Here is a 15,050-nt window from a genome sequence, read left to right on the forward strand (position 1 = left end):
ACCCCCACCCTCTCCTGACCCCGCCCTGACCCCAGGGGGTACGGCCCCGCGGCCGGTCGGCGCCACAGCCGGCCGGCCGCACCGCTCAGACCACCGCACCGCTCAGACCACCGCACCGCTCAGGCCGCCGCGCCGTTCGCGCGCAGGGCCCCGACCAGCCAGCGCGCGATGCGGGCGTGCCCCTCGGGCGTGGGGTGGACCCCGTCGGGGAGCACCGCCCCGCCGCCCCAGCGCAGACCGAGCGGGTCGAGGAAGGCCGCCCCGGACCGCTCCGCGGCCAGCGCGACGGCGTCTCTGACCCGGTAGGCCCAGGCCGGGGCCTCGGCCATCCACAGCGGACCGATCACCACGACCCGGGTCCGCGGCCAGTGCCCGCCGACCAGCCGGAGCAGCCGCGCGGCGGCCGCGTGGACCTCGCCCGGCCGGGTGCGGCGGTCGTTGTGCCCACCGGAGATGATCAGCAGGTCGGGCGCCGGGCGCCAGGCGAGCTCCTGGACGAAGGAGTCCTCGAAGGTCCGGCCCACCCGGCCCGGGTTGACGTAGCCGGTCCCGCCCATCCCCGCGATGATCGGCTGCCAGCCCAGCTCGCGCGCGGCCACCGCCGCGTAGCTCTCCCACCGGGCGACCGGACCCGACCCGACGGTGAAGCTGTCCCCGATCACCATGACCACCGGGGCGCGCGGGGCGCGGTCGGTCGCCGGCCGGGAGGCGGCGCTCCGCGGCTCCGGAGAGGTCTCACCCGTCGCCGCGACGCATCCGGAGGAAACGCCGCAGAACACCACGAGAATCGCCGAGAAAACCAGCCGATATCGTCTCCAACCGAGCCCGTGCATGCCACCTCGGAGAACTGCGGATCGCCGTCATGGGAAGCGGATCCCCTGACGCGCGCCGTACCGGGGAATCCGGCGGAACCGGTCCCGGGGGAGGCGGCGTCCCTGGTCGTCGCGGGGAACCCTGCGAAGCAGTCGGCATTTTACCCACGCCCGGCCCGGCGCCCTCCGGCGATCAGAAAACAGAAGAATTTACCTTACGGAAGATCCTGAAATATCCATTTATAAACGGACGGAACGACAGCGCGGCCCGCGGAAAATCCAATGTGTTCGTCATGGAACGGCAACCTCGGTGGGTAACAAGCCGTCAACAGTGCGTACCCCCGTCCACTCCGCACCGGAGGCGATCGATGACCTGCGTGTACGGCCTGCCGTCGGATCACCGTCCCTACCCCGCCCGCGGCTACGCCTCCCGGCGCCCGCAGCCGGGCGGCGGCCTCGGGCTCGCCTCGCTCGTCGCGGGCGGGGCGGCGGTCCTCGCCGGTCTCGTCCCCCCCGCCTCCGGCGCCTCGGCCGCGCTGACGCTCGCCTCCGTCGTCCTGGGCTTCGCCGCGCTCGGCCGGGCGCACCGTACGGCCTCCGCCCGCCGGAGCAGGACGGGCGGCTGGGCGGGGCTCATCGCGGAGCTGTCCGCGGGCGCTCTGCTGATCTGGAGCGCGGTGGTCTTCTTCACCCTGCTCGCCGACCCGGCCGGTCCCGGCCTCACCGGCCTGGAGCGGGTCGGCGGCAGCGGCCCCGCCGCCGGCTGCCTGCGCACCGGCGGCGACCACCTGGTCTGCCCCGCCTTCCGCCCGGCGTGACCGCCGACGCTCCCCATCCCTAGTCGGCGAAACGCCCGTGGTCGAACCGGCCCGCCTCCGGGCCGGTGAAGACCGGCGTGTCGGCCGGCGCCCGCTCCGGACTCACCAGGGCGGATCGTCGGTGGTCTCGGTCAGAGTCTCCCTCGGTTCATCGGCCCGGCCTGTCGCGTCCGGCCCGAGACGGGCGAGTGCCCCCCTGCGGAAGGCTACGCCAGGCGGATCCCACCGACCGGCTCGCCGCCTCCGTACAGGGTGCCGGTGGCGAGGCCGTCGAGTTCCGGGGCGTCGAGGCCGAGGGCGCGCAGGGCGGCGACGGTGACCGGGACCCGGGCGCGCTGACCGCCGTCCTCGATCTTCACCGTGCCCGCGCGGCCGTCCTCGAAGACGAACGCGTCGAACGCCTCGGCCCCGGCCTTGACCAGCAGCCCGGGGATCGCGCGCATCAGCCGGGCCTCCGGACGGTCCGTGCCGGACGTCCACTCGGGGTGGGCGCGGAAGGCGTCGGCGACGCGCCGCTCAGGGCTGCCCGGCTCGGCCAGCACGAGGGCGCGGAAGGCACGGGCCACCCCGGTCATCGAGACGAAGAAGAGCGGGGCCCCGCAGCCGTCCACCCCGGTGGCCGCGACCTTCTCGCAGGTCAGCTCCTCAACCGTGGCGCGGATCGCCCGCTGCAGCGGATGCGTCGGATCGAGGTAGGTCTCCAGCGGCCAGCCGTTGACGGCGCAGGTGGCGAGCATCGCGGCGTGCTTGCCGGAGCAGTTCATGTAGATCCGGGCCCTGTCGCCGCCCGAGCGGAGCACCTCCCGGCGCGCCGCCTCCTGCCCGGGCAGGTCCTCCGGGCAGCGCAGCGCGCCCTCGTCCAGCCCGGCCTGCGCCAGGATCCTCCGGGCGCCCTCCACGTGGAACGGCTCCCCGTCGTGGCTCGCGCACGCCAGCGCGAGCAGTTCCCCCTCCAGTGCCAGCCCGCTGCGCACCATGCCGAGCGCCTGCAGCGGCTTCATCGACGAGCGCGGCGAGACCAGCGCGTCCACCGCGCCGTGCACCCGCACCGCGGAGCCGTCCGCCGCGACGGCCAGCATCCGTGCCCGGTGCGTGGACTCCACGAAGCCCGACCGCACGACTTCGACCACCAACGACCCTGTAGACACCTTTGTCCCCTTCCATGCAGAGCCCGCGCAGAGTCTAGAGAGCCCTCGGGACGCGGGATGATGGGGGCATGCGTGCGGTGGTGCAGCGGGTGAGTTCCGCGTCGGTGACGGTGGACGGTGCGGTGACCGGGGCGATCGACGAGCCGGGCCTGCTCGTGCTGGTCGGGGTGACGCACACCGACACCCCGGCCGAGGCGGTGAGGCTCGCCGCGAAGCTCTGGGGCCTGCGGATCCTGCACGGCGAGAAGTCCTGCTCCGACATCGGCGCCCCGCTCCTGGTGGTCAGCCAGTTCACCCTGTACGGCGACGCCCGCAAGGGCCGCCGCCCCACCTGGCAGGCGGCGGCCCCCGGACCGGTCGCCGAGCCGCTGGTCGAGGCCGTCTGCGCGGAGCTGCGCACGCTCGGCGCGCGCGTGGAGACGGGCGTCTTCGGCGCCGACATGCAGGTCGCGCTGACCAACGACGGCCCCGTCACGCTGATCCTGGAGGCCTGAGCGCCCGCAGAGGGCTCCCGGGGCCGTCCGCGGACCGGTCCCCGCCCGGGGAACCGGCCCCTCCGGCGTCCGTCAGCGGATGCGGCGGCGCAGCGCCGGGTCGATCTGCACGTTGCGCCCGGCGTCCGGCGGCACCACGACCTCCTGGGCCGCCGCGACCCCGTCGGCCTCCAGGGGCGCGTCCACCGGCACCGTGCGCTTGACCACGGCCAGCGCGATCGGGCCGAGCTCGTGGTGGCGGGCGGCGCTGCCGACGAACCCGACCTCGGCCCCGCCCTCGGTCACCGGCGCGCCGCGCCGGGGCAGCCGGTCGGCGCTCCCGTCCAGGTGCAGGAAGACCAGTCGGCGCGGCGGGTGGCCGAGGTTGTGCACCCGGGCCACGGTCTCCTGCCCCTTGTAGCAGCCCTTGCTCAGGTGCACGGCCGCACCGATCCAGCCGACCTCGTGCGGGATCGTCTTGTGGTCGGTCTCGAAGCCCAGCCGGGGCCGGTGGGCCTCGATCCGCAGCGCCTCGTAGGCCCAGAGCCCGGCCGGGCGCAGGCCGAGCCGCTCGGGGAGCAGCTCGCGGGGGAGCAGCAGGTCGGTGCCGACGGCGACCGTCCCGGGGGGCGGGGAGATCCGCCCCTGACCGAGCGCGGCGCCGGCCACGGAGACCACCGCGTAGGCGTCCGTCACGTCCGTGACCTCGACCCGGAGCATGAACCTCATCTTCTCCAGGTAGGCCACCAGTCCGGCCGAGGCTCCCGGCTCCACGTGCGCCCACACGGCCTCGCCGTCGTCGACGAGGGCCAGGTGGTGCTCGACGCGGCCCTGGGCGTCCAGCAGCAGGGTCTCGGTCGCCCGGCCCGGCTCCAGGTCGTCGACCTTCTGCGAGCTGAGGCTGTTGAGCCAGCTCAGGCGGTCGGGACCGGAGATCCGGACGACCTCGCGGTTGCTCCGGTCGACCATCGCCTCACCGGCGAGGAACGTGCGCTGCTCGGCGAACGGATCGCCGTAGTGCCCGGCGACGCCGTCGTCGGGGCTGTCGGCGGCGACCGCGCCGGGGATGTCCAGCAGAGGGCTTCGCATGCCCCAAGCCTACGAGCCCCCGGAAGCCCGCGAGCCTGCGGCGGCGCCCGGGGCGGGCCGCTCCCGCCCGGCCGCTCAGCGGCAGTTGCGGCAGCGCCCGAAGACCGTCAGGTGGTGCACGTCGGTGGCGAAGCCCAGCTCGGACTCCAGCCCGTCCACCAGCGGCTGCACCAGGTCCGGCCTGACCTCGCTGATCTCTCCGCAGACCCGGCACACCACGTGCACGTGGTCGGCGTCGGAGGCCAGGTGGTAGGTGGGCGCGCCGTGGCCGAGGTGGGTGTGGGTGACCATGCCGAGCTCCTCGAGCAGTTCGAGGGTCCGGTAGACGGTCGAGATGTTCACCCCGCGGGCGGTCTCCCGCACCCGGGTGCAGATCTCCTCGGGAGTGGCATGCTCCAGGGCCTTGACCGCCTCGAGCACCAGCTGGCGCTGGGGGGTGACCCGGTAACCGCGCGCCCGCAGTTCCTCATGCCACGACGTCTCGGTCATGGCGCGAGTCTACGCCGTGCGCCCGGCCGTGCCCCCGTGATCATCCATCCGCCCCGGTCCCGGAACCGGAACGGGTCCGCTGCCAGGGCGGATCCCCTTGGCGAATATTTACTTGCCCCCTCCAGAAACGGTCGCATAACGTACAGGCACGCAGAAAGGAGGTGGTCCAGACAATGGTTGATCATTCTTGGGCTAGCGAGGTGGCTGTCCGCTAGGACGCCGCGACTCCGGACTCTGTCCGGACGTCTCGCGACGTTCGGCGAATCCACGACAATCACCGGAACCCCGGGCTGCCGGAGGGCGGGCACGCACTGCTCCGCCTTTGGTCCATCCGGCCCTCCGCCTCATGCGGAGGAGCAGGCCCGGGGTTCTTTCTCTTCTCCGCGCCTTCTTCTCCCGCGCGTCTTCGCCGGGCTCTCCGCCGCCCCCTCCCTTCCCGGGACCCGGTGCCTCCCGGCCCGGTCTCAGTGCTCGCCGCGGGCGGGCACGCCGAGCGCGGCGCAGGCCTCCCGGTAGAGGCGGACGACCTCCCGGCGGACCTGGGCCCGCTCGGTCAGGGTCGTGCCCCACGGGACGCGGACGGTGACCTCCTGTCCGCCGGACACCGCCGTGAACGTGATCGCCTCGGCGTCGACGCCGGTGGTCCGCGCCGCGGTGGCCTCGGGCCGCCCGCCGAGGGCCTTGACGATCAGCAGCGCGTCGTCGGCGTGGTCGTCGTTCATGTGGCGCTTGATCGCCTCGACGGCGTCAGGGGTGAAGGGGCTGCTCATGCCCGCATCGTATTCGCCCCGCGGCCCGGCGGCCGCGGAGCCGCCTCAGACGACGTCGGGCACGAAGTCGCCCACCCGCTTGAGCTCGGCCGAGATGTGCGACTGGATCTCATGGCCCATGGCCGCCATGTCGTAGGCCCACATCAGGTTGCCGTTGACCAGGCCGTAGAGGCGGTGGCCGCCGGTGTAGTCCTTCGCGGAGGCGGTCCGGGCCACCACGTCCGTGTGCAGCTCGATCTTGTGGAAGACCACCTCGCCGACGTAGATCTCCACGATGCCGGTCGGGTGCGACAGGCAGACCTCCAGCCGCCGCTCGGGCAGCTGACGCCAGAAACCGGTCTCGGTGCCCAGCGGACGGACCCGGTTGCCCGCCTCGTCCAGCAGCCAGGTCCGGCTGGTGTAGGTCAGGAACGGCTTGCCGTTGTGCCCGAAGACGATCTCCTGGCCGAAGTTGAAGCTCTCGATCGTCGGGTATCCGCCCACCCCGGCCCCCTCCCAGCGGCCCAGCAGGAAGGCGATCGGCTCAAGGTCGGGATGCACCTCAGGAACGTCCATATCCCAAAGGGTAGGGCTGTCCCGCCCCGGCTCGCGCCGACGGTCCGGGCCCCAATAGTCTTCAGGCATGGCACGATCATTGGTGATCAAGGTGACCGCGGGGGCCGACGCCCCGGAGCGCTGCAACCAGGCCTTCACGGTGGCCGCCGCCGCACTGGCGAGCGGGGTGCCCGTCTCCCTCTGGCTGACCGGCGAGGCCTCGTGGTTCGCCCTGCCCGGCCGGGCCAAGGAGTTCAGCCTGCCGCACGCGGCCCAGCTGGCCGACCTGCTCGACGCGGTGCTCGCCGGCGGCCGGGTGACGCTGTGCACGCAGTGCGCGGCCCGGCGGGAGATCACGGTGGACGACGTGATCGAGGGCGTGCGCATCGCGGGTGCCCCCACCTTCGTCGAGGAGGCTCTCGGCGAGGGCGTCCAGGCGCTCGTCTACTGACGCTCCCGCCCCGGCGCTCCGCACGTCACCGCGCGAGCCGCCTCCGCCCGGCCCGGGGTGGCGGCGCCGCCGCACGGCCGGCCCGCCGCACGCACCGTACGGCGGGCGGACCCGGCCGGGTCAGGCCTGCGGCAGCACCGCGGCCAGCCGCTCCTGGCGGAGCCGCTCGTACCAGGTGTCGTCGATCGGCGCCGGCGGCGTGCCCGTCGCCCAGAACAGCAGCAGGTCGGCCAGGGCCGGGTTCCGCGCCAGCGCGGGACCGTGCAGGTAGGTGCCGACGATCTTCCCCGCGTAGCAGCCCTCGGTCCCGTCGCCGTTGCCGGTGCCGACCACCGTGCGGGAGAGCGGGCGCACGCCCGGGCCGAGCCGGGTGACGCCCATGTGGTTCTCGAAGCCGGTCAGGGTCGGGACGGCCCCGAGCGCCGGGTCGATCTCGGCGGCGAGCTCGCCGACCGCGCGGTGGGTGCCCCGTCCGCTGGCGATGTCGAGCAGCCCCACGCCCTCCACCGGCTGCCCCTCCTCGCCGCCGAACGTGGTCCCCATGATCTGGTAGCCCGCGCAGACCGCGAACAGGGCGGCGCCCCGCGCGACGGCCCGGTGCAGCCCGCCGTCCCGGCGGAGCCGCTCGGCCGCGAGGATCTGCGGCCGGTCCTCTCCCCCTCCGATCAGGTAGATGTCACCGGTCTCCGGCACCGGGTCGGAGGAGCGCACGTGCACGGTCTCCACGGCGATCCCCCGGCGCCGGGCCCGCTGTTCCAGGACCAGGACGTTGCCCTGGTCGCCGTAGGTGCTGAGCAGGTCCGGGTAGATCCAGACGAGACGCAGGGCGCTGTCAGACTGCACGACCGAACTCCGATCGGATCTGCTGGAAGGCGGTGTAGTTGGCGATCACGTCGACCTTGCCCGGCGGCTGGGCGGCGAGCGCGTGCGCGAAGGACTCCATGAGCTGGAACGGCACCTCGGCCACGTCGAGCCGGAGCGCCAGGTCGAGCCGGCGCTCCCCGGTCACGTAGACCGGCCGGCCGCGCAGCAGCCGGTAGTCGACGTCCCACAGCCAGGAGGTGTCCCGGCCGTCGGGGCCCTGGGCGTTCACCGACAGGATCACCGGCAGCGCGGGTTCGAGCACGTCGAACGCCTCCAGCCAGCCCGCCGGGTTCTTGGCCAGCAGCAGGCGGGCGTGGCGGCCGTCGCGCTCCACCGTGGTGTAGCGGCCGGCGACCGACTTGACCTGGCTCAGCCGGGGCAGCGCCCGGCCGACCGGCAGGCCGAACGCCTCCGCGGTGGCCAGCGCGATCGCGGCGTTGGCCCGGTTGGCCCGGCCGGGCAGCTGGAGGTCCAGCGGCCAGCGCTGGCCGCGGGGGTCGATCACCGTGTCGCCGTCGAGGATCCAGCTCGGCGCGGGACGCCGGAAGGAGCACTCGCGGCAGGCCCAGTCGTTGACCGCCAGGCCGCCGCCCGGCGCCGCGGGCCCCCCGGAGGGGGCGCCGCCGCCCGCCTGCCGTACGGCGACGCCGGGCGCGTGCCCGCCGGGCGGGGTGTACTCCATCCCGCCCCGGTCGAGCGGGCCGCCGCACTCGGGGCAGCACCAGGAGTCCTCCTTCCACGGCTGCCCGGCCGACACCCAGGTGACCCGGGGGGCCGTGGACGCGCCCCAGGCCACCAGCGGGTCGTCCGCGTTGGCGATCACGTGGGTGTTCCGGGCGACCAGGGCGCGGCGCCACTTCTGGGCCAGCAGCCAGATCTCCCCCGCCCGGTCCATCTGGTCGCGGCTGAGGTTCATCAGCACGACCACGCCCGCACCGGTGGTCTCGATCACCTCGGGGAGGTACTTCTCGTCGACCTCCAGCACGCCGTACGGCGCGTCCTTCGCCGAGGAGAGCGCCGAGACGTGACCCGCCGGCATGTTGGCGCCGAACGCGTTGGTGGCGACCTCGCCGAGCTCCTGCAGGGCGGCGGTGATCAGCCGGGTCGTGGTGGTCTTGCCGTTCGTCGCGCTGACCAGGGCGAGCCTGCGGTCGCGGGCGAGCTTGCGCAGCAGGTCGGGGTCCAGAGCCAGGCCGATCCTGCCGCCGATCACCGATCCGTCGCCGCGTCCGGTCGCCCGGGACAGCGTCGCGGCCGTCCGGCCGAGAGCACTCGCGAGCTGCGCCCGCAACGGAAGCTGAGTCATGCGCCGATCCTAACCGGCGGCGGACAGAGCGACCGCCTGCGGCGAACCCCGCGCGACCTTCACATAAGCCCCCGCCCGGGAGCGTGCGGGCACCCGGGCCCGGGGCCGCCGCACAGCCGCGCCCGGCCCCGTCCTCCGCCGCCGGGACCGGCGCGGGGGCCTTCACCCGGTGAAGGCCGGGACCGGCGCGGCGGCGTCCACCCGATGAAGGCCGGGACCGGCGCGGCGGCGTTCACTCGGTGAAGGCCAGCTCCGGAGCCTCGGAGGACTCGGCACCGAACGGCAGCACGAACCGGTCCGGCCACGACAGCACGCTCTCCAGCCAGCCCGCGCCCATCGTCTGGGCGACGTGGCGCAGCCGCTCGGCCGGGTCGATCCCGATCGTGACGGTGTGGATGTCGCGCTCGACGCCCTCGTGCTCGTCGTCGCCGAGCAGGACCCGCCAGGCGAGCACCCGGTTCCGGTCCACCTCCATGGAGAGCGGGTGGTGCCGCAGGGCCCGTGCCCGGTGGCCGAGCAGCTCCTCGCCCTCGGCCGGGCGGTCGAAGAGCGGGTAGTCCATCACCGGCGCCGCGCCGCGCGGGTTCGGGGCGGCCTGCCCGTACGGGAAGAGCCGCTCCACCTCGTGCAGCCAGCGGATCTGCGGGATCACCCACGCCGGTCCCGGCCGCTCGCCGGGCCTGCGCTCGGGACCGAGCAGCCGGGTGGCGGCCTGCGCGGCCTGCTCGGTGAGCAGGGCCGGGTCGGCGAGCGTGCGCAGCGCCCACGCCCGGCGGCCCACGGCCCGCTCCACGGCCGTGGCGAGCAGGCACTCGCGCCGGCGCGCGGGCAGCTCCGCCCAGAGCTCGGCCAGCGCCCGCGGCACGCCCGGCAGGGGCCGGTTGACGCAGAACGCCAGCACCAGCGTGTCGGCCCAGATCCGCAGCCACGCCAGCTCGGGGGCCTCGGCGAGCAGGTCGGCCTCGCGGATCTCGACCAGCGTGCAGGCCCGGCCGGTCCGGCACTCGTGCCCGCAGGCCGCCGAGCGGCGGCCGCAGATCGGCGGGGTCTGCCCGGGGGCCGGGTGCTCGCGGTCCTCGCCCAGCGGCACCTGGATGCGGAGCGGCCGGTCCATGCCGTCGGCGAAGACGGCCGCCGTGCCGGGCTGGAGCGAGACGACCTGCCGGGACTGCTCCTCGCTCAGGTTCATCGCGGCGCCGACCAGCCGCCGGTCGTCCTCGGCGGGCAGCCGGTGCACCACCTTCAGCGCGGTGTTCTTCACCACGTCGGGCACCAGCTTGGTGGGGATCTGCTCGGCGACCACGATGCCCTCGCCGTAGGCGCGGATCTCGGCGAGCATGCCGGCCAGCAGCTCGACCGCGTGCGTGCTGGCCCGCCCCGCGCCCCGGTCGCGCAGGAGCCGGTGCGCCTCCTCGATCACGATCACGTGCGCCAGCCCGGACGTCTTCGCGGACCTGGCCCGCATCCGCAGGTGCTCCACGATCCGGATGATCAGCGTGCCCATCAGGAACGCCTTGTCCTCGTCGTTGGCCACGTCCTCGATGGCGAGCACGACGTTGCGGCGGAGCAGGTCGCCGATGTCGGCGGGGTGGCCGCCCTCGAAGAACCGCCCGGCGGAGCCGACCCTCAGCGAGCGCAGCCGCAGCGAGATGAAGCCCTCGACGTCGGCCTGGACCTCCCGGCCGTACCCGATCTCCTTGATCACGTCCATGGCGTGCCGCTGCAGCTGCTCCAGCGTCGGCACGGCCGGCCGCACCGCCGCCCCCGGGGCCGCCGCCCCGGTGACCACGTCCCAGCCGTTGGCCTCGTAGACCCGCTGCAGCGCGAGCGACATGATCTGCGGGAACGGCTCCTCGGCGTCGAAGGCCGCCATGAACAGCGCCCGGACCATGTCGATGTGGGCCTGGACGGGATAGCCGGGCTCCGGTGCGAGCGGGTTGACGCTGAACGGCACGGTGTCCGGGTCCGACGGGTTGATCACGGTCACCGGGGCGAGGTGCTCGATCCGGCCGCCCATCGCGGCGTACTCGGACTTGGCCGGCTCGATCGCCAGCCACGGGATGCCCGCCCCGGTGAGCTGCTCCAGCAGGTGGCGGACGGTCTGGGACTTGCCGGAGCCGGTGGCGCCGGTGACGAACGCGTGCCGGTTCAGGGTGGCGAGCGGGACCCGGAACGTGCCCACCGCGCGGTCCTGGCCGTCGACGATCGACCCGAGGTCGATCGACGGCCCGCCGGCGGGCGGGTCGGCCTCGCTGGTCACGTCGAAGAAGCCGGTCTCGACCACCCGGACGCCGGGCACCTCCCCGCGCGGGAGGCCGGCCAGCGCGGCGAGGGTCCCCGCGGTGGCCGCGAACGGCGTGGCGGCGCCGTCGGCCGGGTCCTGCACCGTCATGGTGAGCGCGTCAGCGAAGCCGCAGGCCGGGGCGGACAGCGCGCTGCGCAGCCGGTAGGGGTGGTGGCTCATCTCCACGGAGCCGACCAGCACCGGGGCGATCTGCCGCAGTTCCTCGGGGCTCGCGGCCCCGGCCAGCACCCGCACGTTCCAGAGCCCGGCCTCACGGAAGGCGTCGAGCTCCTGCATGCGCCGCTCGGCCCGCTCGGCGTCGTAGCGGGAGCGCTCGGAGGCGTCGCCGTACTGGCGCAGCACGTTCAGCTGGGTGCGCAGGTGCGCCACCTCGGCGTCCAGCAGGTCGGTCGGCTCGGCCACCACCAGCCACGCGAACGGCCGGGACATGAGCGTCACCAGCGTGGACTCGAACAGGGTGGGCCGCCTGACCTCCTCGCCGTCCGGCTCGCGGCGGCCGCCCAGCGGGGGCGCCTGCCGTCCCGGGCAGCTCGTCCAGACCAGGTCGGTCAGGTCGCGCAGCCACTCGTCGCCGATCCGCACGCCCCGGGCGCCGCCGGGGAACAGCAGCGGCTCGGCCGCGGCCGGGCGCTGCCCGCTCTCGGCGGTCACCGCCCGGCGGGGCGCGCGCGGCGCGCTCAGCGGCCCGGCGTTGGTGAGCAGCTCCAGCGGGGCGCCCGCGCCCCGGGAGAGCCAGCCGATCACGAAGGGCCGGCCGCGCTGCGCCGCGGAGAGCACCGCGGGCAGGACCGTCACGAAGTCCCACTCGGCCGAGGAACTGCGCGAGGGCGCCGTGATCGCCTGGATCCGGTACCAGGGACCGGCCAGGGTGTGCGGAAGACGGGATACGCTCTGCTGCTGCATGTGGTCTCCACCAGGGGACCCCGGCGCCGCGGCCGGGGGATAGACGCTTCACCGATCGCTCCGCCGTACGGGGCGGGCCTCGCGACAGGACTACGGTCGAACCTCACTCCGGCCGGCACCCCGGCATTGACCAGTCCATTACCCTGCCCGCACGTTTCGTTGACGGCCGGCGGCGCTCCGCCGGCGCCGCGGGGGTCACGGGCGCCTGCGCCAGTCGAGCCGGGGCGGCGGCGGGCCGAGGTTGGGCGGAGCGTCCTCGAAGGGGTTCGGCTCGCGCGGCCCCTCCTCCCGCTCCGCGGCCGGCTCCAGGAGCCGCCCCCTGATCTCCTCGAACTCGCCCAGCGTCGTCTTGGGGAAGGTCAGGATGGCGGGGTTGGCGTCGGCCAGCCGTACCCGGCGGCCCTGGGCGGTGGCGTCGGTGACGATCACCGACGTGGTGGGGAGCTGCTGGAGCTCGTGCGGCTCGACGAGGAACTCCCGGGAGCGGTGCAGCACCCGCTCGGTCTCCCCCAGCGCCTTGGTGGCCCGCCGGCCCCACTCGGTGGACTCGGTGATGTCCTCCTTCAGGTCCGTACGGCCGGCGACGTGCGCCTCCTCGTCCTCCTCGGTCTGGCCGACCGTGGAGGTGTAGCCGCCGTCGAGCCCGGCCCCGGCGGCGCTGATCGTCTCGGTGAGCTGGGCCAGCTCCAGCCGGTGCTCGGTGCCGACGTGCTCGCTGGCCACCCGGGCGTCCTCGGCGTTGCCCAGCCGCATGAACGCCACCGCCGCGTGCCCGCGGCCCAGCCGCTCCCGCACGGTCGGAGTGAGCGAGCGGTAGGTCAGCACCAGGCCCGTCCGGGAGGTCTCGCAGGCGTCCATCAGCCGGTCGAGCACGTCACCGCGGAGCTTGTCCGCCCCGGCGACGATGATCGTGTGGTACCAGGGCCGCTCCGAGCCCGGCGACCGGCGCAGGATGTGGGTGAGCGCGGTGGCCACGTAGGTGCCCAGCACCCGGTTGCCGAACACGCCCGCCTGGCGGTCCATGGAGACCACCCGCAGGCGGGCGGGCGGGAGCCGCACGGCCTCCGAGCCGAGCGTCTCCAGCTTGCGCAGCTGCGACTCCAGCGCCCAGGCCCGCTCGATCACCACCCGGTCGCTGACCCCGCGCCCGAACAGCGTGCCGATCCGCTCCAGCTGGGTCGCGGTGATCAGTCCCAGGCGCAGGTCCTCGCGCGGGTCGCCCACCTGGGCCAGGGCGCGCAGCGCGGCGGTCACCTGGTTGATCGTGGCGTTGGCGCCGAGGACCTCCAGGACCCGCTCCAGGATCGCGTTGTCGAAGGACAGGTCGCGGGTGGTCCGGTGCTCCTCGCTGACGCTCACCACGTGGGCGAGGACGTCGGCGAACGCCTCGGGCGGCAGGGCCGCCCCCAGGTCCAGCCGGGGCAGGTCCACCGGGAGCACCCAGACCAGCGGGTCGTCGCCGCCCCGCCTGGCCAGCTCGATCAGGTCCTTGGCGACCGCGCCCTCGGACAGGTCGAGCACGGTCAGGTGGCCGCCGCTGTAGAGGCGGGTCGCGCCGAGCAGGGTGATCAGCGCCGACCAGCCGGGCAGCGTGCCCCCGGCCACGTCGACGCGGTCGATCTCGTCGGGGACGGTCACCGCGTACCAGGTGAGCTGGCGGTCGAAGCGCTCCTTCTTCTCCGCCCACTCCCGGTAGCGGGCGGCGTGCTCCTCCTGGGCGCGGTAGAGCTCGCGGTCGCGCTCCTGCCGGATCCGCTCCACGGCGGCCCTGCGCTCCTCGATCCGGTAGCGGACCGCCCGGTCCCCCTGGTAGACCGCGTAGGTGCAGAAGCCCGCGACGCCGAGGGAGGCGGCCAACCCGACCGCGGCGAACGACCAGTCCAGCAGGCCGGTGGCGGAGACGCCGACGATGAGCAGGGCGAGCAGGAGCATGAAGGCGCGCACGATCTTCACGGGGCGGTTGAGCATGTCCTCGTTGAACCGTTCGCGGCGCACCCACTCGGGGTCGACCTCGACGGCGGCCTCGTGCGCGGGCGAGGGGCGCCGGGGAGGCGGGCCCGGATCCGGATGCAGCAGGGCGTACTGCCAGCCCAGGTAGATCCGGTCCGCCTGGAGCTGCGCATGCTCAGGATGCACGTCCGCCACGGAACCTCCGCCGTCGGGCTCTCGTCCGCCTCCGTGACAGCGTATGAGCTGGACCTGGCGTTGGGGCGGAGTTCACGCCAATCCGCAGTATTTTCCGCTCGTTCATCGTGACATGTGGGATGAATGAGTCGGACGGTACAGAGATCAGCTATTACCATCCAGTGTCATGACGTCTCCCTCCGGCGGCGGCACCAGACGGCGGCGCCCGATCGCGGTGCCGCTCACCGCCCTGGTCCTCGCCGCCGGACTGGGGGCCACGGCCGCGCTCGGCGGCTTCGCCGACGCGCCCGACACCCCTCCCCGGCGGCTCGGCCCCGGCGCCACCGTTGATCAGAAGCAGTTTCTCACCAAGTTCACCGCGGCGCGGACCGTTTTCCGGCCGGACGGGCACGGGTCCGGGGGCAGGCGCTTCCTGGAGGTCGAGCTCCAGGTCACCAACAGGGGCGACGCGACCACCGGGACGGGCTCCCCGGGGCAGGACGGGGCGTTCTTCGCCCGGGGGCTGCTGGCGATGACCCCGGCGATCGCCTCCGAGGGCGGGCCCGCCGTCGACATCCCCGACGAGGGCGTGCCGAGCAGGCAGCTGCACCCCGGCATGACCTCCACCGTCGTGCTCCGCTACGAGCTCCCCGAGGGGCAGGCGCCCCCGGAGCAGGTCCGGTACGACGTCGGGAGCTTCGCGTTCCAGGAGCAGGCCACGATCGCCGAGGGCACCTGGGTCCTGGAGCGGGACGGCCGGGCCGAGGGCGCCCCGCCGAAGGTCGTGGCGCAGGTCACCCTCCCCGTCGAGCGAGGGGAGGGCACCTGATGGGCGCCGCGCCCTCGGCGCACCCCGCGTACCCCCCGGCCCACCCCGCCGAGCAGGCCGGAACGCCCCTCCCCGCGGAGCCGCCGGCGGGGGCCGGAGCGGGGCCGGAGCGCCGGGCCGCCCGGCGGCCGGGCC

The 15,050-nt window shown here is 74.5% G+C and carries 14 protein-coding genes; 4 read left to right on the plus strand and 10 right to left on the minus strand.

The window, feature by feature from the left end:
- Positions 1-119: 119 nt before the first annotated feature.
- The gene (locus ABD823_RS05490; protein WP_344856556.1) at positions 120-665 is read right to left on the minus strand and encodes an SGNH/GDSL hydrolase family protein; all 546 of its coding nucleotides are present in this window, start codon (positions 663-665) and stop codon (positions 120-122) included.
- 515 nt (positions 666-1,180) lie between these two features.
- On the opposite strand from ABD823_RS05490, the gene ABD823_RS05495 reads away from it, so the two are divergent.
- The gene (locus ABD823_RS05495; protein WP_344856557.1) at positions 1,181-1,630 is read left to right on the plus strand and encodes a hypothetical protein; all 450 of its coding nucleotides are present in this window, start codon (positions 1,181-1,183) and stop codon (positions 1,628-1,630) included.
- A gap of 206 nt (positions 1,631-1,836) precedes the next feature.
- Here the strand turns inward: ABD823_RS05495 and ABD823_RS05500 are convergent, their stop codons facing one another.
- A complete protein-coding gene (locus tag ABD823_RS05500) occupies positions 1,837-2,760 on the minus strand; it encodes an asparaginase (RefSeq protein WP_425566566.1) in 924 nt (307 codons plus the stop codon).
- An 86-nt stretch (positions 2,761-2,846) separates the two neighbouring features.
- On the opposite strand from ABD823_RS05500, the gene dtd reads away from it, so the two are divergent.
- Positions 2,847-3,272 carry a D-aminoacyl-tRNA deacylase gene (dtd, locus tag ABD823_RS05505; protein WP_344856560.1) on the plus strand — a complete coding sequence of 142 codons (426 nt, stop codon included), beginning with the start codon at positions 2,847-2,849 and terminating at the stop codon, positions 3,270-3,272.
- A 72-nt stretch (positions 3,273-3,344) separates the two neighbouring features.
- Here dtd and ygfZ read toward each other — a convergent pair whose 3' ends face one another.
- The 4 genes from ygfZ to ABD823_RS05525 all read right to left on the minus strand — a co-directional run bounded on the left by ygfZ (position 3,345) and on the right by ABD823_RS05525 (position 6,154).
- A complete protein-coding gene (ygfZ, locus tag ABD823_RS05510; RefSeq protein WP_344856561.1) occupies positions 3,345-4,340 on the minus strand; it encodes a CAF17-like 4Fe-4S cluster assembly/insertion protein YgfZ in 996 nt (331 codons plus the stop codon).
- Between the two features lie 75 nt (positions 4,341-4,415).
- Positions 4,416-4,829 (minus strand): Fur family transcriptional regulator, encoded by a 414-nt coding sequence (locus ABD823_RS05515; RefSeq protein ID WP_344856563.1) that lies wholly within the window; start codon positions 4,827-4,829, stop codon positions 4,416-4,418.
- A 464-nt stretch (positions 4,830-5,293) separates the two neighbouring features.
- Positions 5,294-5,599 (minus strand): DUF2470 domain-containing protein, encoded by a 306-nt coding sequence (locus ABD823_RS05520; protein ID WP_344856564.1) that lies wholly within the window; start codon positions 5,597-5,599, stop codon positions 5,294-5,296.
- 45 nt (positions 5,600-5,644) lie between these two features.
- Positions 5,645-6,154 carry a heme-binding beta-barrel domain-containing protein gene (locus tag ABD823_RS05525; protein WP_344856566.1) on the minus strand — a complete coding sequence of 170 codons (510 nt, stop codon included), beginning with the start codon at positions 6,152-6,154 and terminating at the stop codon, positions 5,645-5,647.
- A 67-nt stretch (positions 6,155-6,221) separates the two neighbouring features.
- Between ABD823_RS05525 and ABD823_RS05530 the strand changes: the two genes are divergently transcribed.
- Complete coding sequence (locus ABD823_RS05530; protein ID WP_344856567.1) at positions 6,222-6,584, plus strand: DsrE family protein; 363 nt, start codon at positions 6,222-6,224, stop codon at positions 6,582-6,584.
- A gap of 120 nt (positions 6,585-6,704) precedes the next feature.
- Here ABD823_RS05530 and ABD823_RS05535 read toward each other — a convergent pair whose 3' ends face one another.
- The 4 genes from ABD823_RS05535 to ABD823_RS05550 all read right to left on the minus strand — a co-directional run bounded on the left by ABD823_RS05535 (position 6,705) and on the right by ABD823_RS05550 (position 14,098).
- Positions 6,705-7,427: a type 1 glutamine amidotransferase gene (locus ABD823_RS05535; protein ID WP_344856569.1), complete on the minus strand. Its 723-nt coding sequence runs from the start codon at positions 7,425-7,427 to the stop codon at positions 6,705-6,707.
- Positions 7,417-8,754 (minus strand): MurT ligase domain-containing protein, encoded by a 1,338-nt coding sequence (locus ABD823_RS05540; protein ID WP_344856571.1) that lies wholly within the window; start codon positions 8,752-8,754, stop codon positions 7,417-7,419. The genes ABD823_RS05535 and ABD823_RS05540 overlap by 11 nt, the downstream gene beginning before the upstream one ends.
- A gap of 232 nt (positions 8,755-8,986) precedes the next feature.
- Positions 8,987-11,962 carry an ATP-binding protein gene (locus tag ABD823_RS05545; RefSeq protein WP_344856573.1) on the minus strand — a complete coding sequence of 992 codons (2,976 nt, stop codon included), beginning with the start codon at positions 11,960-11,962 and terminating at the stop codon, positions 8,987-8,989.
- 195 nt (positions 11,963-12,157) lie between these two features.
- Positions 12,158-14,098 carry a hypothetical protein gene (locus ABD823_RS05550; protein WP_344856575.1) on the minus strand — a complete coding sequence of 647 codons (1,941 nt, stop codon included), beginning with the start codon at positions 14,096-14,098 and terminating at the stop codon, positions 12,158-12,160.
- A gap of 175 nt (positions 14,099-14,273) precedes the next feature.
- Here ABD823_RS05550 and ABD823_RS05555 point away from each other — a divergent pair, with 175 nt between their 5' ends.
- Complete coding sequence (locus tag ABD823_RS05555; protein ID WP_344856577.1) at positions 14,274-14,915, plus strand: hypothetical protein; 642 nt, start codon at positions 14,274-14,276, stop codon at positions 14,913-14,915.
- Positions 14,916-15,050: the final 135 nt, after the last annotated feature.

This window comes from Planomonospora alba (genome assembly GCF_039534085.1).
GTDB lineage: Bacteria > Actinomycetota > Actinomycetes > Streptosporangiales > Streptosporangiaceae > Planomonospora_B > Planomonospora_B alba.

Excerpts from the sequence above, each read along its gene's own strand:
- ABD823_RS05490 (WP_344856556.1), bottom strand. The coding sequence starts at position 665 with ATGGTGATCGGGGACAGCTTCACCGTCGGGTCGGGTCCGGTCGCCCGG.
- ABD823_RS05495 (WP_344856557.1), top strand. The coding sequence starts at position 1,181 with ATGACCTGCGTGTACGGCCTGCCGTCGGATCACCGTCCCTACCCCGCC.
- dtd (WP_344856560.1), top strand. The coding sequence starts at position 2,847 with ATGCGTGCGGTGGTGCAGCGGGTGAGTTCCGCGTCGGTGACGGTGGAC.
- ygfZ (WP_344856561.1), bottom strand. The coding sequence starts at position 4,340 with ATGCGAAGCCCTCTGCTGGACATCCCCGGCGCGGTCGCCGCCGACAGC.
- ABD823_RS05515 (WP_344856563.1), bottom strand. The coding sequence starts at position 4,829 with ATGACCGAGACGTCGTGGCATGAGGAACTGCGGGCGCGCGGTTACCGG.
- ABD823_RS05520 (WP_344856564.1), bottom strand. The coding sequence starts at position 5,599 with ATGAGCAGCCCCTTCACCCCTGACGCCGTCGAGGCGATCAAGCGCCAC.
- ABD823_RS05525 (WP_344856566.1), bottom strand. The coding sequence starts at position 6,154 with ATGGACGTTCCTGAGGTGCATCCCGACCTTGAGCCGATCGCCTTCCTG.
- ABD823_RS05530 (WP_344856567.1), top strand. The coding sequence starts at position 6,222 with ATGGCACGATCATTGGTGATCAAGGTGACCGCGGGGGCCGACGCCCCG.
- ABD823_RS05540 (WP_344856571.1), bottom strand. The coding sequence starts at position 8,754 with ATGACTCAGCTTCCGTTGCGGGCGCAGCTCGCGAGTGCTCTCGGCCGG.
- ABD823_RS05545 (WP_344856573.1), bottom strand. The coding sequence starts at position 11,962 with ATGCAGCAGCAGAGCGTATCCCGTCTTCCGCACACCCTGGCCGGTCCC.
- ABD823_RS05555 (WP_344856577.1), top strand. The coding sequence starts at position 14,274 with ATGACGTCTCCCTCCGGCGGCGGCACCAGACGGCGGCGCCCGATCGCG.